This is a genomic window from Xanthobacter pollutisoli, assembly GCF_040044995.1.
Taxonomy (GTDB): Bacteria; Pseudomonadota; Alphaproteobacteria; order Rhizobiales; family Xanthobacteraceae; genus Xanthobacter.
Genome location: NZ_JBDZDP010000010.1, coordinates 93,627 through 114,682, shown reverse-complemented (window position 1 = coordinate 114,682; position 21,056 = coordinate 93,627). Strand labels below are relative to the sequence as shown.

Annotated in this window: 18 protein-coding genes; 9 read left to right on the top strand and 9 right to left on the bottom strand. The window is 66.2% G+C overall.

The annotated features are described in order from the left end of the window. Positions 1 to 3: 3 nt before the first annotated feature. The 8 genes from ABLE93_RS18375 to ABLE93_RS18340 all read right to left on the bottom strand — a co-directional run bounded on the left by ABLE93_RS18375 (position 4) and on the right by ABLE93_RS18340 (position 8,469). Positions 4 to 393 carry a nuclear transport factor 2 family protein gene (locus ABLE93_RS18375; RefSeq protein ID WP_348841308.1) on the bottom strand — a complete coding sequence of 130 codons (390 nt, stop codon included), beginning with the start codon at positions 391 to 393 and terminating at the stop codon, positions 4 to 6. Positions 394 to 465: 72 nt separating this feature from the next. After that, positions 466 to 2,007: a class I adenylate-forming enzyme family protein gene (locus tag ABLE93_RS18370; protein WP_348841307.1), complete on the bottom strand. Its 1,542-nt coding sequence runs from the start codon at positions 2,005 to 2,007 to the stop codon at positions 466 to 468. Next, positions 1,994 to 2,749 carry a nitroreductase gene (locus tag ABLE93_RS18365; protein ID WP_348841306.1) on the bottom strand — a complete coding sequence of 252 codons (756 nt, stop codon included), beginning with the start codon at positions 2,747 to 2,749 and terminating at the stop codon, positions 1,994 to 1,996. The genes ABLE93_RS18370 and ABLE93_RS18365 overlap by 14 nt, the downstream gene beginning before the upstream one ends. 4 nt (positions 2,750 to 2,753) lie before the next feature. Continuing rightward, positions 2,754 to 3,470, bottom strand: a complete 717-nt coding sequence (locus tag ABLE93_RS18360; RefSeq protein ID WP_348841305.1) for an ABC transporter ATP-binding protein — start codon at positions 3,468 to 3,470, stop codon at positions 2,754 to 2,756. Then, positions 3,467 to 5,287 carry a branched-chain amino acid ABC transporter ATP-binding protein/permease gene (locus ABLE93_RS18355; RefSeq protein WP_348841304.1) on the bottom strand — a complete coding sequence of 607 codons (1,821 nt, stop codon included), beginning with the start codon at positions 5,285 to 5,287 and terminating at the stop codon, positions 3,467 to 3,469. The genes ABLE93_RS18360 and ABLE93_RS18355 overlap by 4 nt, the downstream gene beginning before the upstream one ends. Positions 5,288 to 5,290: 3 nt before the next feature. After that, complete coding sequence (locus tag ABLE93_RS18350) at positions 5,291 to 6,208, bottom strand: branched-chain amino acid ABC transporter permease (protein ID WP_348841303.1); 918 nt, start codon at positions 6,206 to 6,208, stop codon at positions 5,291 to 5,293. A gap of 29 nt (positions 6,209 to 6,237) precedes the next feature. After that, positions 6,238 to 7,467, bottom strand: coding sequence for an ABC transporter substrate-binding protein (locus ABLE93_RS18345; protein WP_348841302.1), 1,230 nt, complete (start codon positions 7,465 to 7,467; stop codon positions 6,238 to 6,240). A 66-nt stretch (positions 7,468 to 7,533) separates the two neighbouring features. Further along, positions 7,534 to 8,469, bottom strand: coding sequence for a LysR family transcriptional regulator (locus ABLE93_RS18340; protein WP_348841301.1), 936 nt, complete (start codon positions 8,467 to 8,469; stop codon positions 7,534 to 7,536). Positions 8,470 to 8,623: 154 nt separating this feature from the next. Here ABLE93_RS18340 and ABLE93_RS18335 point away from each other — a divergent pair, with 154 nt between their 5' ends. Beyond that, entirely contained in the window at positions 8,624 to 9,340 is a 717-nt protein-coding gene (locus ABLE93_RS18335) for a FadR/GntR family transcriptional regulator (RefSeq protein ID WP_348841300.1), read from the top strand. Positions 9,341 to 9,602: 262 nt separating this feature from the next. Here the strand turns inward: ABLE93_RS18335 and ABLE93_RS18325 are convergent, their stop codons facing one another. Then, on the bottom strand, positions 9,603 to 10,589 hold the full coding sequence (locus ABLE93_RS18325) for an MBL fold metallo-hydrolase (RefSeq protein ID WP_348841299.1): 987 nt from the start codon (positions 10,587 to 10,589) through the stop codon (positions 9,603 to 9,605). A 166-nt stretch (positions 10,590 to 10,755) separates the two neighbouring features. Between ABLE93_RS18325 and ABLE93_RS18320 the strand changes: the two genes are divergently transcribed. The 8 genes from ABLE93_RS18320 to ABLE93_RS18285 all read left to right on the top strand — a co-directional run bounded on the left by ABLE93_RS18320 (position 10,756) and on the right by ABLE93_RS18285 (position 21,022). After that, positions 10,756 to 11,661 carry a LysR family transcriptional regulator gene (locus ABLE93_RS18320; protein ID WP_348841298.1) on the top strand — a complete coding sequence of 302 codons (906 nt, stop codon included), beginning with the start codon at positions 10,756 to 10,758 and terminating at the stop codon, positions 11,659 to 11,661. Positions 11,662 to 12,143: 482 nt separating this feature from the next. Beyond that, on the top strand, positions 12,144 to 12,989 hold the full coding sequence (locus tag ABLE93_RS18315) for a helix-turn-helix domain-containing protein (RefSeq protein ID WP_348841297.1): 846 nt from the start codon (positions 12,144 to 12,146) through the stop codon (positions 12,987 to 12,989). Positions 12,990 to 13,130: 141 nt separating this feature from the next. Continuing rightward, the gene (locus tag ABLE93_RS18310; protein ID WP_348841346.1) at positions 13,131 to 16,064 is read left to right on the top strand and encodes a xanthine dehydrogenase family protein molybdopterin-binding subunit; all 2,934 of its coding nucleotides are present in this window, start codon (positions 13,131 to 13,133) and stop codon (positions 16,062 to 16,064) included. Continuing rightward, positions 16,061 to 16,885 (top strand): FAD binding domain-containing protein, encoded by an 825-nt coding sequence (locus ABLE93_RS18305; RefSeq protein ID WP_348841296.1) that lies wholly within the window; start codon positions 16,061 to 16,063, stop codon positions 16,883 to 16,885. Before ABLE93_RS18310 ends, ABLE93_RS18305 begins: the two co-directional genes overlap by 4 nt. Further along, entirely contained in the window at positions 16,876 to 17,382 is a 507-nt protein-coding gene (locus ABLE93_RS18300; RefSeq protein ID WP_348841295.1) for a (2Fe-2S)-binding protein, read from the top strand. Before ABLE93_RS18305 ends, ABLE93_RS18300 begins: the two co-directional genes overlap by 10 nt. After that, positions 17,375 to 18,907 carry an AMP-binding protein gene (locus ABLE93_RS18295; RefSeq protein WP_348841294.1) on the top strand — a complete coding sequence of 511 codons (1,533 nt, stop codon included), beginning with the start codon at positions 17,375 to 17,377 and terminating at the stop codon, positions 18,905 to 18,907. The genes ABLE93_RS18300 and ABLE93_RS18295 overlap by 8 nt, the downstream gene beginning before the upstream one ends. Positions 18,908 to 18,933: 26 nt before the next feature. Beyond that, a complete protein-coding gene (locus tag ABLE93_RS18290; RefSeq protein WP_348841293.1) occupies positions 18,934 to 19,737 on the top strand; it encodes an enoyl-CoA hydratase/isomerase family protein in 804 nt (267 codons plus the stop codon). Between the two features lie 100 nt (positions 19,738 to 19,837). Next, positions 19,838 to 21,022 (top strand): ABC transporter substrate-binding protein, encoded by a 1,185-nt coding sequence (locus tag ABLE93_RS18285; RefSeq protein WP_348841292.1) that lies wholly within the window; start codon positions 19,838 to 19,840, stop codon positions 21,020 to 21,022. Positions 21,023 to 21,056: the final 34 nt, after the last annotated feature.

Sequence of the window (21,056 nt, the reverse complement as noted above, 5' to 3'; positions counted from 1 at the left end):
GGCTCAAAGATAATAGGACTTGTGCATGATCTTCCACTCGCCCTTGCAGCAGGCGAGATTAAAAAGGTCCTGCCCCTCCATCGCCTTCTCCCCCATCACGAAAGCGAAGGGGACACGGACACTGGCGATGTGATCCACGATTCGAACATCAATCTCCTTCGCCTTTTCCTCGGCATTGTCGTATTTTTGGTGCAGGGAGCCGATGACATTGACGAACTCATCCAGCGTGATCGTGCGGATTTCGTCGCCTTTCACATAATAGTGGGCAATGTTCGCACGCGGATCGAACGTGGCTCGAAACTCGTCTTCGTTCCAGGTCCGCACCGCATTGAGATAACGCTCGATAACCTTGCGCACGGCCGCAACCTGCGCCTCCACATCGGGAGTGCTCATGTCTCTTCTCCTGTTTTGCAACTGATATTGTTCGCGCGACGTTGCTCAGCGCGTATGGGACGGCAGCTCAGGTCAGATGCTGCGATCTCCCCAGTAATATGCCCGTATGTCCTTCTTCAGCACCTTGCCAACGGTGCTTCGCGGCAGCTCAGGCCAGACGACGACCGTCTTGGGCGTCTTGATGCTGCCGAGGCTCTTCTTGCACATGGCAATGACCTCATCCTCCTGGATGCTCTCGCCCGGCTTCAGTTCCAGTACGGCGGTGACGGCTTCCCCCCACTTGTCGTCCGGCACGCCGATCACTGCACAGTCCTGGACGGCGGGATGGCGCCAGATCACCTGCTCGATCTCGCCCGGGAAGACGTTGATGCCACCGGTGATGATGATGTCCTTGCTGCGATCGACGAGACGGACATAGCCCCCCTCATCCTTCACGCCGAGATCGCCGGTGCGGAACCATCCGTCGCGCAGCACCTTCGCGGTCGCCTCCTCATTGGCGACATAGCCCTTGAACAGGTTGGGCCCCCGGCATACCACCTCCCCGGTTTCGCCCGGCCCCACCGGCTCGCCGGCTTCGCTCACCACATCGACGAGTGTCATTGCGCTGCCGCGGCCGATGCTGCCGAACCGCCCCGGCGGCTCCGAGAGGGCGGCGGCGTGCTCGCGCGGGGTCATGATGGACACCGTGCTGGTGGCTTCCATGAGGCCGTAGAGCTGCGTCATCACCGGACCGAAGACCGTCCAGGCCTCCCGCAGCTTGTCCACCGAGATGGGGGCGGCCCCGTACATGAGGTAGTGCAGCGAACCGAAGTCGAACGTGCGCACGTCCGGTTCCGAGAGCATCATGTAGAGAAGGGTCGGCGGCACAAACATGTGCGTCACCTCATGCTCCCCGATGGCCTTCAGGATGTCATGCGGCCGCGGCTTGGACAGGATGACGTTCAGCCCGCCCTGCGCGACCACCGCAAGCGCGACATCTCCCGCGACGTGGGTCAGCGGCGTGACCGCGAGATTGACCGGCGGCCCGTCCATGGGCAGGGCGAGGCGATAATTGGTGATCAGTGTCGACCAGTTGCGGCTGACGCGCATCACGCCCTTGGGCAGGCCGGTAGACCCGCCGGTGGTGAGCAGCGTGACCACGTCCTCGCCGCCGATATTGGTGTCGATGAGCGTATCGCCGACGTCCCTCAGAAAGGCTTCCATCGTGTGATGGCCGTCGGCCGCCCCGTCCACCACGACGATGCCCCTCAGGCTCGGAACGCTGGCGCGGATATCGCCCAACGCTTCGGCGAACGACGCGTGGATGAACAGCCATTCCGGCTCGAAGGTCTTCATGATGTCGATGCATTCACCGGCGGTGGCGCGCGGATTGAGCGGCAGCGCCCGCAACGACAGGCGGTGCACGCCGAACTGCACAACGAGGGTCATGGGATGGTTCGGCAGCCAGCTTGCGACGCAAGCGCCATCCGCCAGGCCCTCGCGAGATAGTGCCTGCGCGAGCCGCACGCTCATGCTCCGCAGCCAGGCATAGTCGAATGTTTCCCCCTCGAACCAGATCGCCGGTGCGGAGGGCGTGGCAAGCGCGGTCTTGTCGAGAAAGTCAGGAAGTCGCATCGCACTGCTCCGCGGGCGTCGCATGGGGATTTGCTGAAGGTGCGGCGGTGATGAAGCGGGCAAACGCCTCCACCGGCTCGCGCTCCGAGCGCAGGGTGTTGGCGACCGCGGTCTCGTCGGCATAGCCGAGCGACATGCCGCAGACGACGATCTCCTGGTCCGAGATGGGCGCGACTTGCCGGACGACGTCGTGATAGTGGCGCCACGCCGCCTGGCAGCAGGTGTCGAGGCCCTCTCCGCGCGCCGCCAGCATGACCGACTGCAGGAAGATGCCGAGGTCGAGCCAGCTGCCCATGCCGAGGGTGCGGTCCAGCGTGAACATCAGTCCCACTGGCGCACCAAAGAATTCGAAGTTGCGCCCCGCCGCGACCCAACTCGCCGCGCGGTCGCCCTTCGCGACGCCGAGTAGGCTGTAGAGGCTCCAGCCCACGGCCTTGCGCCGCCCGCGATAGGGCTCCTCCAGAGGCTCCGGATTGTAAATATACTCTCCGAACGGCTGGGGTCCGCGCTCGCGCTCGGGCTCGGCGGCCCGCACCGCCCTTACCCGCTCGACCAACGCGTCCCGCGCGCCGCCGGCGAGCACATAGACCTGCCAGGGCTGCATGTTCGTGCCGCTCGGCGAGCGGGCGGCGGTCGCAAGAATCCTCCGGAGCACGTCGCTGCCCACCGGTGTCGGCTGGAACGCGCGGACGGAATGTCGCCCCCTGATCAGGGCGTGCGCGTCGTTCTTGTCAGAAGTCATCTCTCTATCGGCCTCCAAGGAAGGCATCGCGTACCGAGGGGTCCGCCTTGAGAGCGGCCGCCGGCCCCTCCTGGACGATGCGTCCATTGCGCAACACGTAGGCGCGGTCAGCGATTTCCAGCGCCTTCAGCATGTTCTGCTCCGCGATCAGGACCGCGGTCCCGTCCGCGACGAGCTTTGGAATGTGCTGGAGAACCTCATCCGTAAGCTTCGGCGAGAGGCCGAGGGAGGGTTCATCGAGAAGCAGGAGCGTGGGACGCAGCATCAGCGCCCGCCCGATGGCGAGCATCTGCTGCTGGCCGCCGGACAGGGTCCAGCCCAGCGCGCGCTCCTTCTGCAGCAGCGCGGGAAAGATGGAATACACCCGCTGGATCAGGTCCGCAGTCTGCCGGGCGCCATCGAGCGACGCCACTTCGAGATTCTCGCGCACGCTCAAGCCGGGAAAAACGCGCCGGCCTTCAGGCGAATAGCCGACACCGCGGCGTGCACGCTGGTGGGTGGCAACGCGGGCGAGGCTCTCGCCCTTGAGGCGCAGGTCGCCACCGGCCAGGGAGAGCAACCCCACGACGGCCTTCATCAGCGTGGTTTTGCCCGCTCCGTTGGAGCCGACCAGCGCCACAACCTCGCCTGTCCCCACCGTCAAGCTCACGCCTTGAAGCGCTGTCACCTGACCGTATGCGACTGTTGCGCCGCTGATCTCCAGAAGGCTCGGCCCGCTCATACCCCGGCCTCCGCAAAGACAGGCGACGAGGCGCTGGAGGCGCCAGCCCCGCGACCGAGGTAGGCATCGAGCACCAGCGGGTTTTCATAGATCTCCCTGGGCCGCCCCTCGGCGATGACACGGCCTTGATCAAGGCAGATCATGTAGGTGGCGAGCGTGCGCAGGAACGGCATGTTGTGCTCGATAATCAGCAGGGTGACGCCGTTGGCGGCAAGGTCCTGAAGACGAGCGGCCAAATCGTTCTGCTCGGACTCGTTAAGGCCGGCTGCCGGCTCGTCCAGCAGCAGAACCTGGGGATCGAGGGCCAGCGCCCGGGCGATCTCCACCCGCCGCTTCACGCCGTAGGGCAGCGACCCGCACAGGCGGTGGACCTCCTCCACGCCGAGACGGTGCAAAAGGTGGAGGGCGTAGGCATAGGCGCGAAGCAGGCGGGGGTCCTCGCGCCCGATCTTGAGGGCGTTGAGCGGCCCGGCTCCTTCAGCCTCGAAGCGCGCCACCGCCACGTTGTCGAGCACGCTCATGTCGTCCACGAGACGCAGGTTCTGAAACGTTCGCGCGATGCCGGCCCTGGCGATGTCGTGTGGCCTGCCTCCCGTGATCGCGCTGCCACCGAGCGTTATGGCGCCGACATCCGGCACCTCGACACCCGTGATGCAGTTGACCAGCGTCGTCTTGCCCGATCCGTTGGGGCCGATGACGGCGGTGATGGTGCCGCGGTGAAGATCGAACGACACGTCGTCGATCGCCTTCACTCCGCCGAACCGCTTGACGAGGTTGCGCACTTCCAGGATCGGCGTCGTGGAGGGCAGCAGGGCGCCGCGGGCGGGCGGGCTCATCGCCGGGCGATGCCGAGCCAGGGTCTTTCCCATTCCTTCGCCGGGCGCCCTTGGCAGCACGCGGTCCAAGAGGCCGACGAGACCCTCCGGCGCCACGATGAGCAGACCAATGAGGATGATGGCATTCACCATCACGTAGGAGCGGTCGAGGAAGCGGAACCATTCCGGCAGGTGGACGATCAGCAGCGCGCCGACGATCGCGCCGGCGACCTTCGTGCGCCCGCCGACGACGGCCATGGTCAGGCACAGGACCATGGTCTTGAATTCGAGCGCTTCCGGCGAGGCGATGCGGTTCACATGGGCAAAGAGGGCTCCCGCCACGCCGCCATAGGCTGCGCTCAGCAACAGCATCGTCAGGCGGATGCGATGAATGTCGATGCCGAGGGAACGCGCGGCCACCTCGTCGTCCCGCACGACGTGGCAGGCCTTGCCGTAGAGCCCTCGCATCATCTGCCAGGCGACGAAGCCGCCCGCCGCTACGAAACTCCACACCAGCAACATCAGCGGCCAACCCCGGGGTATCACCAAGCCCGCGATCGACGGCAGCGGCACGCCTGAAAGCCCGTTACCACCACCGGTCAGCGACACCCACTCCAGCGCGACCAGCGTGACGATCTGGCTGATGCCGAGCGTCGCCAGCGCGAAATAGTGGGAACCGAGCCGCAGGACCGGGATGGCGATGAACAGTGCGACGGAGACCGCCACGAGAACCGACAGGGTCAGCGTTGCAGGGAAGCCGAAGCCCAGGTGAACGGCGCAGATGGCGGTGGCGTAGGCGCCGAGCCCGAAAAATGTCGCCTGCGACAGGGCGAGGGCGCCCACATGGCCGAAGATGAACTGATAGCCGATGACCATCACGGCAAACACGCCGGCCAGCGTGAAGATGCGCAGGTCGAACGGGCTCGAGAAGACGAGGGGCCACGCAGCAAGCGCGAGGACGAAGAGAATGCCAACAGCAGTGCGGGCGTGCGAGACGGACACCGGTCACGCTCTCTTCTTGATCGCCTCGCCGAACAGCCCCTGCGGACGCAGGAGCAGGACGGCAAGGAAGGTGAGGAACAAAGCGATGGTGGAGGACGTCATGGAGAACAGCGTCGCCGTCGGGAGGACCGCGTCCAGGCCCGGGATGAGCGCCGGAATGGCCGGGATCAGCACCTCGAACAGGGCCACGAGGAAAGCGCCGATCACGGTGCCGGGAATGCTCCCCCATCCGCCGATGGTGACGGCAAGATAGGCTTTCATCATGTAGTTGGCGCCGTCCGTCGGGGAAGTGTAGTAGGTCGCCGAGAGGAACATGCCTGCGGCTCCTGCCAGGGCCGCCGCGAGCATGAACGTGAACGCGATCATCACCTTGATGTTGATGCCGCAGGCCGCGGCCATGTCCGGGTCCTGCGCCACCGCCCGAAGCCGCCGCCCGAAGCGCGTGTGGGCGAACAGGAGATACTGGCCGCCGATGAGGACGAAGGCAGCGCAGATCACGGCGACGGATTGCTCGCCGATCGCCACTCCGTTGCCGAGGTCGAGCATGCGATTGCCGAGAATTGGCGGGGTGCTGCGCGGCTCGGGGCCGAAAGTGAGAAGAACAAGGTTTTCGAAGATGGTGCCGGCGGAGATGGTGGCGATGAAGACCGCCACCACCGGCTTGGTGCGAAGGGGGAAGTAGGCGATCAGCGCAAGCACCAGGCCGAACGCGGCCGCCGAAAGCAGCACCAGCGGCAGGATGACGATGCCTTTTGCCGGAACCACCGCGGCGATCGCAAAGGCCAGATAGCTGCCCACCATGACCAGCGCGCCATGAGCGAAATTGACGGCGTTGGTCGCATTGAGGACCAACACCAGGCCCAGCGCGACGAGCGCATATGCGCTGCCGAGCGACACGGTATTCAACGAGAGCTGCAGCATACGATTACTTGCCCCGATATGCGGCGACGTCAGTTGGTGGCAGGCTTGCCGTCATAACGCTTCACCAGCGCCGGGGAGCGGGACGTGCCATCGAAGCAGACGATGACGGCCGAATGCGCCATGTTGCCCTTGCCGTCCGACTTGTAGGTCATGGCCGCGCCCTTATACTCACTGCTGGCCAAATACTTCTGGACGTCCTGCGGCGTCTTCGCGCCAGCCTTCACCGCTGCGATCGCCATGTTCACGCCGTCATACTGTTGAAGGGCGAAAAAGTCGGGGATTGCGTTGTACTTGGCCTTATAATCATCGAGGAATTTGTCGAGATCTGGCGAAACGCCTTTGCCGATCCAGGCCGACGTCTCGGCGCACACACCCTTCAATTCGGCGGGCTCCAGCAGCGCGGCAGTCGACGGCATGGTCAACATGGTGTTGGCCACGACGGGAATATCCACTGCGGCCTGGCGATACTGCCGCAGCAGTAGCGCCATGGAGCCCGTGTGCATCTGGATCAGCACGATGTCCGGATTGGCCGCCTTAAGCTTGGCGAAGGTCGGAGTCATGTCCTTGGTCGCAAGGTCGATGGCGTCCGAATAGACGACTTCGCCGCCGCCCTGCTTGATGTAGGTCGTCAGGGCGTCGAAGCCGCTCTGGCCATAGGCGGTCGCGTTATAGAGGATCGCGACCTTCTTCTTTCCCAGATCCTCAAGCACGTACTTCGCCTGGGCGCGCTTCGTCACCATGTCGGAGGGAAAGAAGCGGTAGACGAACTTGCTGCCCTTCTCGGTAATGGCAGCCGTTCCCGCGGTCGTGAGCAGGGGGATGCTGTACTCATCCGCCAGCGGAATCATGGGCAGGACCTGAGTGCCGAACATGGGCGCGACCGCCGCCACCACGCCCTTGCCGCCGGCGGCACGCTCGAACGCATTCGCTCCGCCTTCCGCCGCGCCCGCCGTATCGAGGATCGTGGTGTCCACTTTCAGCGGCATGGCACCCTCGATGGCGAGGACCGCGCCGTTCCGCTGAGATGTGCCTTCCAGCGCGATGGGACCCGTGAGCGGGACAATCACCGGGATCTGGACGGTCTGGGCACCCGCGGCGGAGGCGCAAAGCAGGGAGGCAAGAGCCACAAGAATTGCACCGCGCATATAAACCTCCAGCGTTCGCCGTTTCGCTTTGAAAGCGGCGTCAATGAATGGTGTGGACAGAAAGGCTCGATCTATTTCGGTGTCACCGTGCAGAGATTTGCCCGGCTGTACCAATACCGTTTGCGTAAGCGGCCCATAGGGCTTCGCGAAGTGTCTGGACCGACCGCCGCAACCGCACCGTCACGCGGCCTGGCTTGCGGCCAGAGCCGCCAAGCGCCCGTCCTGTGCCGAGATCCGTCGGGCGAGCCGTGGCAGAAGCCGCATCACCGCCCGCTGCGCGCCGGAGAGTGGCCGGGTGCGGGCTGGCGCGATGTAGCTGTTCAACTCCATTCCGGGCTCGACGATGCGCTGATAGCAAATGCCGCGCGCCCGATATGCCGATGCGGCAATGCTGGGGAAGATCGAGAAGCCGCTCTTCTGGACGACGAGATCTTGGAGGACCTGGATAGAATCGACCTCCGCCACGTATTTCAAGCGTATTCCCATCCGCGCGCAGGTTTCATCCAGCAGGAGCCGGCAGGAATGGATGGGAGTGGTGTGGTAAAGCCGATAAGGCGCGATTTCCGAGAGTTGAATGGTCGCAGAGAGCGGCTCATGCCCCTCTGGGCGCAGCAGATACAGATCCTCGCGGCAGAGCGGCACCGCACCTTCGGCCACCTTTCCCCGGCCCTCGTACAGCACCGAGAGATCGAACCGGTCCGCCGCGTACCATTGGCTGATTTCTCCGCTTAGGGCCTCGACGATCTGGAGCTTGACCCGTGGCAGCGACTGAGCCAGATGATCAAGCAAGGGTTGGGCAATCACCAGCGCGAGCGTCGTCGGCATCGCCACGGTGACCGAACCGTGCGGCTCGTCGGACGCGAGCTCGCTCATCTCCCGCCGCGCGCTCTCCACATTGTCCACGATGCGCGTCGCGTGGTCCAGAAACAGCCGGCCAGCCTCCGTCAGCCAGATGCCACGGGCGTGACGTTCAAAGAGCCGCGTCTTCAGCTGGGCCTCCAGCTTGCTGATCTGACTGCTCAAGGCCGGCTGGGCGACACGCAGCCGCTCGGAGGCGCGGGCGAAGCTGCCGGCTTCGGCAACCCCTTTGAAGTAGATCAGCTGTCTGAATTCCATCGGCCGCTCCTGCCAGGTGCTCCGCGAAAAGCCCTTCCAAAAATACAAACATGATGATAGCTGTCAGACAAGCAGACTGCCTGATGATAAAATAATCGTGGCTGCTCATTATCCAAGCACCCGATTGCGCGGTGCGCGCAGATGGGGACCGGGCATGGCCTTGCGGACGGTGAAAGCGCTGGAGAAAATTCCCCGCACCACTTTGGTTGACGAGGTGATCGCCGCGATCCGGGGCATGTTGGATGAAGAGGGCTGGACAGCGGGGACGCGGCTGCCGTCCGAGCACCAACTCAGCATCCAGCTCGGCGTCGGTCGATCCACGGTGCGCGAGGCATTGCGGGTTCTCGGCCATCTGGGCCTCGTGCAATCGCGCAGCGGGCTTGGTACTTTTGTGGTCGGGAAGGAACTGGCGGTGCGGCACTCCGCGCCGGATCAGGAAGCGGAAGCTCTATCGCAATTCTTCGAGTTTCGCCGCGCCACCGAGCCCGCGGCGGCACGCCTCGCGGCCGAGCGACGGTCCTCTTCGGCGCTTTCGGCAATAAAGGCCTCGTGGCAGGCCTGTTATGCGGGCGCACAGAATAGCAGCGTGGATGATTTTGCTGCCCTCGATTTCAGCTTCCATATCTCGATCTTCGAGGCTGGCGAAAACCAGTTTCTGATCGACGCTTACCGGGCCGTCCGTCCTTCCTTCATCAAGTACGTTGGAATGGTCCTGGAACTCGGCCCGCTCACCCGTATGATGCATTTTCACGATAAACTTATCGAAGCCATAAGCCGCCAGGATCCCCTTGCTGCCGTCCGCGCGGTCGAGGAGAACTTCGTCGACACGGATGTCAGGCAGCGCATGATGATGCTGCAGACGAGCGGCTGACGTGGCGACTTAAGCAGTTCCAGGAGGGGCGCTGGACCGGCTGGCCCCAGCCGTCCTCGAACCCCCAGGAGCCGAACCCGCCGCGCACCGAGAGCATGCGGCCGAACAGCCGGAATCGCGCAGCAGCTTGAGCTTCTGCACGCCTGGCAGGAACAGCTTCTCCACGCCGTAACCATGCACCTGCGTCGGATCCCGCCGCTCACTCAGCCATAAGATCAGAACGAGAACTCACCGCTGAAGGAGCTTGGGGCAACGTCAGAGCTCAGAACTGCCAGTTGGCGGGGACCCAGGCATAGCCGCCATCGGTCTTGAGGAGCCGTCCCAGGCCCGGGAACGGAAAATGGAATCCGAGCACCGCAATGCGGTCGGTCGCTGCCAGGTCGAAGATGCGCCGGCGCGAGGTGAGCGCGGTTTCCGGGTCGCGGTCGGGGCCCGGACGCCAGGAACGGTCGATGTTGACGATCGGGTGGTAGGCGAGGTCTGCGGTAAGCAGAATCTGGTCGCCTCCGGAATGGACGAGGAAGGTGGCCATGCCCGGCGTATGTCCGCCAGCGGCGATCGTCGTCAGCCCCGGCACGATCTCCGCACCGGCCTCGTAGAGTTCAACGTCCTTACGGACTGGTTCGAGGCTGCGCTTGATGGCGGCAGCAAAGCGCGCGCGAAAATCCTCCGGCACGGGCATGTAGGACAGGTCCGGATCGGCGCGGACAAAGAAGTCCCAATCGGCCTTCGGGACGAAGACCGTGGCGCGAGGAAAGGCCTTGGTGCCGTCCGCAGCCCTCAGGTTGCCCACATGATCGGGATGGGCATGGGAGATCACGATCGCGTCGATGTCCGAGGCCGACACTCCGATCGCCGCCAGGTTCCGGAAGATGCGGCCGCCGTTCGGCCCCATCGTGGTGCCCGCGCCGGCCTCGATGAGGATGCGCCGGCCTCCGGTCTCGATCAGGAGCGTGTTCAGATTCAGCGTCATGTGGTCGGTCGGCAGGAAGGCCCGCTGCAACGCATCACGCAGGTCCGTCTCGGGGGCATCGATGGCATAGATGCGCGGCGGGCCACCGATGACGCCGTCGCTCACAACCGTCGCTTCGATCTCGCCGACGCGCAGGCGGTAGAAGCCGGCGTTGCCGGTCACAGCGGCAGTTCCCTGGGCCTGCGCAGGCACGATCCCACGCGCGGTGACCAGAGTCGTAGCGCCCGCCATGGCCGAAAGCATCACGGCGCGCCTGTGGAGAGTGAACGCATTCATCGGAATGTCCTTCCCGCATTGGTCCGCGCCCGCAACAGCGTGTGGGATCATGGCGACGGATATCGATCAGCGTGCGTCGCAGGCTCGGCGAAGGACGACCATGACATTCCCTCACTGCGCTGATAATCTGCTCAAAATCGCGCAGCTTGATTAGACAATCTTAGCAATGAGGCCCATCCGCCTGGACAGCTTCGATGTGTTCGCGGCGATCGTACGCTGCGGCGGCTTTCGCGCGGCGGCGCTTGAGCGGGGTGTGTCGTCGTCGGCCTTGAGCCAGTCCATGAGCACCCTGGAAGACGCCCTCGGCATCCGGCTGCTCAACCGTACGACGCGCAGCGTCTCGCCCACCGAGGCCGGCCAGCGCCTGCTCGAGCGGCTCGCGCCGGCCCTACGCGACATTCAGCTGGCCATCGCCGAGGTCGACGAGCTGAGGGACAGTCCTTCCGGCACGCTGCGGTTCAATGCGCCGGCGCCCGCCGTAGATCACCTTCTGTGTCCCCTGGTGTTCGATTTCATGGAAACCTATCGCGATGTGAAGATCGAAATCATCAGCGACGCTTCGGTAATCGACATCGTGGAGCAGGGCTTCGACGCAGGCGTCAGGTTCGGCCAGCAACTCGCGCAGGACATGATCGCGCAGCCACTGGGTCCCTCCCTGCGATACGTCATCGTTGCGGCGCCGGGGTATATCGCACGGCAGGGTCTGCCACAGACCCCGCATGATCTCGCTGGACACGACTGCATCCGGCGACGTTTTCCCGGCGGCACCCTCGTCACATGGCGGTTCGCCGAAGGGGGCGAGGAACTGGAGGTCACGCCACAGGGGCGTCTCACCGTCAGCTCGGCGCACAACGAGCTGCAGGCGGCGCTGGCTGGCCGGGGCATCGCCCACCTCCTCGACGATTATGTCAAACCCCACCTGCGCGACGGCCGGCTAGTGGAACTGCTGGCCGACTTCAGTGCAAGCCTGCCGCACTGGTTTCTGTACTACCCCAATCGCCGCCTGCCGAGTGCGGCCATGCGGGCTTTCCTCGATCACATGAAGAGCTTCGACTGGAACGCTCAAAGCTGAGCTTCGCCGTCTCCCGCGCGCCACTGCGACGGTGAAGCCCGCGCTCGACGGGGCGTTTCGATGGCGCGGACGGGGCGCCCCGGTCCATGCCGGAGCGCTCGCGGCGGACCCGAAGCGACGGGGGCCTGAATCGCGATGTGGAATGCCAAGAGCAAGCACTGGCGCCAGCGTGAAAGCTCTCTTCAAACAATTAATTCAGAGAGCGAGGTTTGCCGCACGGCCGATGGTCAAATGCAGATTATGACATCATACTTGTCGGAGCGTGCGCACACCCCTATACCTAGGGCCATGCCAAGAATATTTTCTTCCGACGTTTGACGAATTTATCCGCCCAGACCCGGCTTCAGATCGGATCCTTGCCTTGACGTCGGGGGAGCGATGGCTAAGCCTCGCCAGAATTGGCGCCAGCTTGCCAATCCGCGCCCTTCTCTCCTAGCATAGCCCTCTTTGAAGAGGGGGCCGCCAGGCCGAGCTGACACCTTATGTCGGACGCGTTGCGTATAGCCCATGGCGAATTTGGACGGGTGGCGCTCCTCGACATGGACCGCAGCCTGGTGCGCCATGCCCATCCCCACTGCCACGTCCTTCTCAAGGTGGGCGGCGACGATACGCAGTTTTTGGTGGGCGATCGGGTTGCGCCGCTGACCGACGAATGCGCGGTCCTGGTCAACGCCTGGGAGCCCCACGCCTACGTGCACAACCCGGCGCGGCAGAACGCCCTGATCCTTGCCCTCTACATCGAGCCCGACTGGCTGGTCTCGTTCCGGCCCAATTGGTCGGCGAGCGGACGCGCCGGTTTTTTTGAGCATTCCGCGGGCGCCATCAGCCCCTCGATCCGCGCCATCGCGCTCGACCTCGCGAGCGAGATGGTCCATGCGCCGGGTGCCGCAAGCCGACAGGAGAACCTGCTCTCCGACCTGATGATTGCGGTCATCGAGCGCTTCACCCCGTGGCGGACAATCGGCTCCTCCCTGCGCGAGATCGCGCGTTCCAACGCGGTCGACTGGCGGGTGCGCCGCGCCATTTCCCTGATGCGAGACGACCCGACGGCCCCGCTCGGCATCGAGCGGCTGTGCCGGGAGGCGGGCATGTCGCGCTCGCATTTTTTCCGCGTGTTCGAGGAGTCCACCGGGGTTACCCCGCACGTCTTCCTCAACGTGCTGAAGGTCGAAATGGCGGTGGGCGCGGTCATCGCGAGCGACGAGACCTTCGCCGCCATCGGCGACCGCCTGGGCTTCGGCGCGCCAGGCCATTTCACCCGCTTCTTCCGCGACCACTGCAGCGTTTCCCCGCGCGAATTTCGCGCCGTGGCGCGGCTTGGCTGCTGAAACACAGCTCCCATTAATGGGACTTTTTGGTCAGTGATGGGATTTCTCCGCATCGCCCGCGGCTGCTGCCTCTGATCACTATCCGCCCCAAGGCGCCGATGAGCGCGCCACGGGGAGGATCAGGGTTTGCGCGCTGAACGCATGACCTGGACTGGCCAGTCATTGCCGAGAGTCGAGGACGCGTCGCTCCTGACGGGGCGCGGCCGGTTCATCGACGATCTCGGGGTGCGTCCAGGCACCCTCGAGGCGGCGATCCTGCGGGCGCCGCATGCCCATGCCGACATCTTGGCTATAGACATCGCCGCCGCCAGCCGCATGCCCGGCGTGGTCGCGGTGATCACCGGCAGGGACGTTGCGGCGCTGACCACGCCGATGGTTGCCGGGCTCAAGGTGAAGGTGCAAAACTGGCCGATCGCGGTCGACCGGGTGCGCTACGTGGGCGAGCCGGTGGCCATCGTCGTCGCCGCGGACCGCTACCGGGCCGAGGATGCCCTCGACGCCATCGCAGTGGACTATCGTCCGCTGCCCGCCAGCATGGATCCGATCGCCAGCCTCGCTGCGGAGGCGCCGACGCTGCATCCCACGGCCGGAAGCAATCTGGTCAGCGACCGGCACTTCTCCTACGGCGACCCCGAGGGCGCCTTCGCGGCCGCCGACCGGGTGTTCGAGATCGCCATCCGCTACCCGCGCAATACCGGCGCGCCCATGGAGACCTTTGGCATCGTGGCCGAGTACGACCCGCATGAAGGGGTCTACGACATCCTTGCCAATTTCCAGGGCCCCTTCTCCATCCATACCGTGCTGGCCCGGGCGCTGAAGGTGCCGGGCAACAAGCTGCGGATGCGTATGCCGCCCGATTCCGGCGGCAGCTTTGGCGTCAAGCAGGGCGTCGCGCCCTATGCGCTCCTGATTGCGGTCGCGTCCCGCATCGCCGGGCGTCCGGTGAAGTGGATCGAGGACCGGCTGGAGCATCTCGTCGGCGCCGTCGCGGCCACCAACCGCGTCACCACCCTTAAGGCCGCTGTGACCTCGGACGGGCGCATCACCGCGCTCGATTACGACCAGGTCGAGGATTGCGGCGCCTATCCCCGCGCCCCCGAGCCGGCGACCCTCTACCGCATGCATGGCAACATGAGCGGCGCCTACGCCATTGATAATATCGCCATACGCAACCGGGTGGTGCTGACCAACAAGGCGCCGACCGGCCTCGTGCGCGGGTTCGGTGGCCCGCAGGTCTATTTTGCCCTGGAACGGCTCATCCACCGCATCGCCGTCGGCCTGGGGCTCGATCCTCTAGATGTGATCCGCCGCAATCTCATTACCGCGGGTGCCTTCCCCTATCGCACCGCCACCGGCGCCCTCTACGATTCCGGAGACTACGGCGCGGCGGTGGCGCTCGCCATCGGCGACGGCCGCCTCGCGGATCTGCGCGAGCGCCAGGCGGCGGCGCGCCGGGCCGGCCGCAGCTACGGCATCGGCTTCACCGCCGTGGTCGAGCCGTCGGTCTCCAACATGGGCTACATCACCACCGTCCTCTCCGCCGAGGAGCGGGCGAAGGCGGGGCCGAAAAATGGCGCCCAGGCGAGCGCCACCGTCGCCATCGACCCCACGGGCTCGGTGAGCGTCACCGCCTCCTCGACTCCCCAGGGCCAGGGACACCGCACGGTCCTCGCCCAGGTGGTGGCCGACGTGTTCGGCCTGCAGCCGCAGGAGATCCGCGTCGTCTGCGAACTCGACACCGGCAAGGACGCATGGTCCATCGCCTCGGGCAATTATTCGAGCCGCTTCGCCGCCGCCGTCGCCGGTGCGGCCCATATCGCCGCCGGACGGCTGAAGGATCGCCTCGCCGAAGTTGCGGCATCCCAGTTTCAGGCGCGGGCTGCGGACATCGTCTTCGCCGGGGGCAAGATCGCGGTGAAGGGCGAGAGCGGCGCGTCCGCGCCGTTCGGCCGCATCGCCGGCCTCACCCATTGGTCGCCCGGGCTCCTGCCGGACGGCATCGAACAAACCATCCGCGAGACCGCATTCTGGACGCCGCCGGAACTGACCGCGCCGGATGGGGCTGACCACGTCAATTCCTCCCTCTGCCACGGCTTCATCTTCGACATGTGCGGGGTCGAGGTGGATCGGGTGAGCGGCCGGGTTCGCATCGACCGCTACGTCACCGCGCACGATTGCGGGCGCGTGCTGCATCCGGGCATGGTCGACGGGCAGATCCGCGGCGGCTTCGCCCAGGCCCTCGGCGCGACCTTTCTGGAGGAACTGGCCTATGCCGAAGACGGCGCGTTCCTAACCGGCACCTTCGCCGACTATCTCCTGCCCACCGCGACCGAGGTGCCGGACATCGAGGTCCTGCACATGGAGAGCCCCTCACCCTTCACGCCCCTCGGTGCCAAGGGCGTGGGCGAGGGCAACTGCATGTCGACGCCGGTTTGCATCGCCAATGCGGTGGCCGACGCCCTCGGCGTCGCCGACATTACCTTGCCACTGACGCCGGCGCGGGTTGCCGCCCTCGCGGCGGACCCTGAGCCCGCTCCGCCCGCCGGCGCCGCCCGCCCCCAAGCCAGAGCCGGCGACAGAACACTGCGCGGAGAGGGATCTGCTTTCGTTGCCGCGCCAAGGGCCGAGGTCTGGGCGACATTGCTGGATGCCGATGCGCTCGCCTCCCTCATTCCCGGCTGCCACGGGGTGAGGAAGCTCTCTCCTACCCATTTCACCGCCGAAGTCACCCTCGGGATCGGCCCGGTGAAGGGCCGCTACACGGCAGAAGTGAAGCTCTCGGACCTCGATGCGCCGTCTGCCGCCACCCTCTCCGGCTCGGTCACGGGCGCGCTCGGCTCCGGTGGCGGCTCGGGCCGCATCACACTCGATGACGCCGAGGGCGGCACGCGCATCACCTATGTCTACGAGGCGGCGGTGGGCGGCAAGGTGGCGTCCATCGGCGGCCGGCTGCTGGATGGTGCAGCACGGGCCATCATCGGGCAGTTCTTCGCCGCCCTCGCCCGTCACGCCAGCCCCAAACGGCCGGGCCTTCTGGCGCGGGTGCGCGCCTTGCTGAAGGGGGGGCGTTCATGAAGCCCGCCGCATTCGACTACATCCGGGCCGAAAGCCTGGAAGAGGCGCTCGCCGCCCTCGCCCAGCACGGTGCCGAGGCACGGGTGATTGCCGGCGGGCAATCGCTGCTGCCCATGCTCAACATGCGCCTCGCCCGCCCGCAGGTCATCGTGGACATCATGCGCCTCGACGCCCTGCGCCCACTCCGGCGGGAGGGTAACACCATCGTGGTTCCCGCCGGCGTGCGGCAGGCGGAACTCCTCGCCTGGCCGGAACTGGCCGCCAGGTTGCCGCTCGTCGCTGCCGCCCTGCCCCACCTCGGCCACACCCAGACCCGCAGCCGCGGAACAGTCTGCGGCTCGGCCGCCCATGCCGACCCGAGCGCCGAAATTCCCCTGTGCCTCGTGGCGCTCGGCGGCGAGATCCATCTGCGCAGCCGCCGCAAGGCGCGGCGCGTCGCCGCCGCCGATTTCTTCACCGGCATGATGGCCACCGACAAGGCCGACGACGAGATGATCGAGGCTGTCACCTTCCCCATGGCGCAGCCCGGAAGCGGCTTCGCCTTCACCGAGTTTTCCCGCCGCCATGGCGATTTCGCCATCGTCGGTTGTGCCGCGCGCGTCACCGCCGACCGGATCGAACTGACCGTGTGCGGTGTCGCCGACCGGCCGGAGCGGCGCGCCTGGCCGGCTCTGTCCGGCAGCGCCCTCGACGATGCGCTCAATGCCTTCGCATGGGAGCTGGACGCGCGCGAGGACCTGCACGCCAGCGCCCGCCTCAGGCGCGACCTCGTGCGAAGCCTCGGACGCGCCGTCATCAAGGAGGCCGCCTCATGCGTCTGAGCGCCGACGCACAGCATCTCATCCGTTTCACGCTCAACGGATCTCCGGTGAACGCTCGCGTGGAGCCGCGCCTGCTCGCCACCGACGCCCTGCGCCACAGCATCGGCGCGACAGGCACCCATGTGGGCTGCGAGCACGGCGTCTGCGGCGCCTGCACCATCCAGATCGACGGCGCCCCGGCGCGCGCCTGCCTCACCCTCGCGGTGCAACTCGACGGGCGCGACGTGCGCACGGTCGAAGGTCTTGCACCCGCCCCGGATCGCCTCGGCGTGCTGCAAGAGGCGTTCCGCCGCCACCACGCGCTGCATTGTGGCTTCTGCACCGCCGGCATCCTGATGTCGGTGGACGCCTTCCTGAAGGCGACACCCGATCCGCACGAGCAGGAGGTGCGGGAGGTGGTGGGCGGCCATCTGTGCCGCTGCACCGGCTACACGTCCATTGTCGCAGCCGTCATCGAGGCGGCGGCATTGCTGAGAGGGGACGGTCCGCATGTTTGATCTCGGCACCAGTTTCCTCGCCAGCGTCGCCCGCGATCCCGGAGCGGTGGCGGTAGTCGACGGCGATGTGCGGCTGACCTACGCCCAATGGCTCGAGCGCATCGCCGCAGTGGCGGAGGGGCTCGGCGCCCTCGGCCTGAAGCACGGCGACCACCTGGTGACCGTGCTGCAAAACCGCTGGGAGGCGGCGACGCTGCACTGGGCCTGCCAGTTCACCGGCATCATCGCGACGCCGATCAACTGGCGCGCCACCGCGGAGGAGATCGGCTACGTCATCGACAATGCCGGGGCGCGGGCGCTCGCCTTCGAGGCTGCTGCGGCGCCGGCGGTGGCGGACTGTCCGCAGGCGCAGGCCCTTCCGCGCATCGGCGTTGGCATCGAGGCCACGCTCTCCTTCGCTGAGCTTGCGGCCAGCAGCGCGTCCGCCACGCCGTCGGCGGGCGCCGATGACTGGTCGCTGATGCTCTACACCTCCGGCACCACCGCCAAGCCGAAGGGCGTGCCCCGCCGCCAGCGCGCCGAGCGCATGGCCGCGCTCGCTCACGTAGCACAGAATCTCTACGGCCGCGGCGAGGTGACGCTCGGCGTGATGCCGCTGTACCACACCATGGGAGTGCGCTCGCTTATCGCCATGTCGCTCATCGGCGGCACATTCGTATGCCTGCCGCGGTTCGACGTTGCCCAGGCGCTGGAGCTGATTGCGCGCGAGCGCATTACCAACCTCTATCTGGTCCCGACCCTCTACCACGACCTCGTACATCACCCCCGGTTCGCCAGCACTGACACGACCAGCGTGCGCAAACTCGGCTTCGCCGGGGCGCCCATGACGGACGGCCTGCTGAAGACCCTGACCGCCGCCTTCAAGCCCGACCTGTTCGTCAATCATTACGGCTCGTCGGAGATCTACACCTTCACCGTCAATCAGAAGGCGGCGGAGAAGCCGGGCTCCGCCGGCAAGGCGGGGCTCAACCAGATGATCCGGGTGGCGAAGCTCGGCGCGGCATCACCGGACGAGATCGCCGCGCCGGAAGAGGAGGGCGAGATCATCGCCCTTGCCGCGTCGGACGAGGCCTTCGAGGGCTACTGGCGCCGGCCCGACGCCGACGCCAAGTCGCTGCGCGACGGCTGGTATTTCACCGGCGACACCGGCTGTTTCGACGCCGACGGCGACCTCTACGTCACGGGCCGGGTGGACGACATGATCATCACCGGCGGCGAGAACGTCTCGCCGGTGGAGATCGAGAGCTGCCTGTCCATGCATCCGGCGGTGGCGGAAGTCGCGGTGGCCGGACTGCCCGACCCGCGGTGGGGCAAGATCGTGGTCGCCTTCGTGCAGCGCCACGCGCCCGTGACGGCCGAGGAGTTGGACGCCCATTGCCGCAACTCCGGCCTCGCCAATTTCAAGCGGCCGCGACGCTACGAATTCGTCGCCGGGCTTCCCAAGTCGCCCGTCGGCAAGCTGCTGCGCCGCCAGCTCGTGGCCGGCGCATATGAACCCGAGCGCTCCGACGAGAGCGCCGCCTGACCTCTCGTGCACACAGGACCAAGAAAATGAACGCCTACGTCCCGCCCGCCGCTTTGCCCACGGACCTCGACGGCTTCCGCGTCGAAATCGACGCTGCCCGGGAACGGGCGGACATCATCCTCGACCGGCCGCCCATGAACACCATCTCGATGCGCCAGCGCGAGCAGCTGAGGCAGACCTTCGAGGCGCTGGACGAGAACGAAGAGGTCCGCGTGATCGTGCTGCGCGCGGTGGGCGAGCACTTCTCCTCCGGCGGCTTCATCAAGGGCTTTCTCGAAGCCGCGCCCGAGCACGTCTCCAAGCTTGCATGGAACGTCGCTGCCCCGGCGCGCTGCTCCAAGCCGGTGATCGTCGCCAATCGCGGCTACACCTTCGGCGTGGGCTTCGAAATCTCGCTCGCCTGCGATTTCCGCATCGTCTCGGAAACCTGCCGCTACGCCCTGCCGGAGCAGAAGCTGGGCCAGATCCCCGGCTCCGGCGGATCGGCCCGGCTGCAGAAGATCGTCGGCATCACCCGGACCAAGGACATCGTGATGCGCTCGAAGCGCATTCCGGGCAAGCAGGCCCTGGACTGGGGGATCGCCACCGAATGCGTGCCTGACGCCGAGTTGGAAGCCGCAACCGACCGCCTCGTCGACGAGCTCCGCGCCTTCTCTCCGATTGCGCAGCGCACGGCGAAGAAGCTCCTCAACGATACCGAGGACGCCTCGCTGTCCATCGCCATCGAGCTCGAGGGTCATTGCTACAGCCGCCTGCGCCAGTCGGATGACTTCCGTGAGGGCGTCCTCGCCTTCCACGAGAAGCGCGAGCCGAAGTTCCGCGGCAGCTGATCGCCACGCACGAGCGGGCGCATCAGGCCCGCTCGTGCGCCGGTCGCTCCAGAGAGCCACCAAGGACAAGCCAAGTCGACAACAACAAGGGGAAACGGCCATGACCAGGATGAGTTTGAAAGCAGCGCTGCTCGGCACCCTCGCCGCCACTGCCCTTACCGGCGGCGCCCTCGCCCAGCAGTCCGCGCCAATCAAAGTCGGCGTGGTGACGCCACTCTCGGGCACCTACACGCCCATCGGCCAGCAGGTCCGCTGGGGTCTGGAGCTCGCCGCCAAGGAGATCAACGCCGCCGGCGGCATCGCCGGACGACCTGTGACGCTCGTGTTCGAGGACGAGGAGGCCAACCCCTCGGTCGCCGTGCAAAAGGCGGAGAAGCTGTTCCAGGTCGAGAACGTGGACTTCCTCACCGGAACGGTGAATTCAGGCTCCACGCTCGCCGTTGCCCAGCTTGCGGAGCGCAACAAGAAGCTGGCGGCAACCACCGTCTCCTTTGCCGATTCCATCACCACCGACAAATGCTCGCCCAACATGTTCCGGGTGAACGCCCGCGCCGGCCAGCAATCCTCGGCGCTCGCCGCCTGGCTCGCCAAGGAGAAGCCGCAGGCGAAGGTATTCTATCTCGGTCCGGACTATGAGATGGGCCGCTCCACCGTCGCGGCCTTCAAGGCCAATGCGGAGAAGGTGGGCGCGCAGACCACCGGCGAAGTCTTCGCGCCGCTGGATTCCAAGGACTACACGCAGTATTTCGGCCAGATCCGCGCCGCCCGCCCGCAGGTGATCTACACCTCGGTTGCCGGCAACGACACGGTTCGCCTCCTCACCCAGCTCCAGGACTTCGGCCTGCTCGGAACCGTCTCGGTGGTCGGTGCCTCCGGCACCGTGACCTCGCAGAACATCAGCGCCATCGGCGGAGCTGCCGAGGGCTTCGCGACCGGCGTCGGCTATTCGCCCCAGATCGACAGCCCGGAGAACAAGACGTTCGTCGCCGCCTTCCGCGACGCCTACAAGGCGGATCCGGACCTCTACGGCGCCGACAGCTACGGCGTGCTCTTCGCCTACAAGGCGGCGGTGGAGAAGGCGGGCAGCACCGACACCGACAAGGTGCGCACCGCGCTCGAAGGCCTGACCTGGAAAACCCCGCAGGGTGAGAAGACCATCCGGGCCGGCGACCACCAGGCCATGCAGCCCATGTATGTGGTGCGCATCAACAAGGGCAAGTTCGACATCATCGACAAGGTGTCGGCCGACGCCGCCATCGGTCCCGACGCCTGCACCCGCTTCTGACCCCGCAGAACGAGCCGCGGTCGATCCGGCCGCG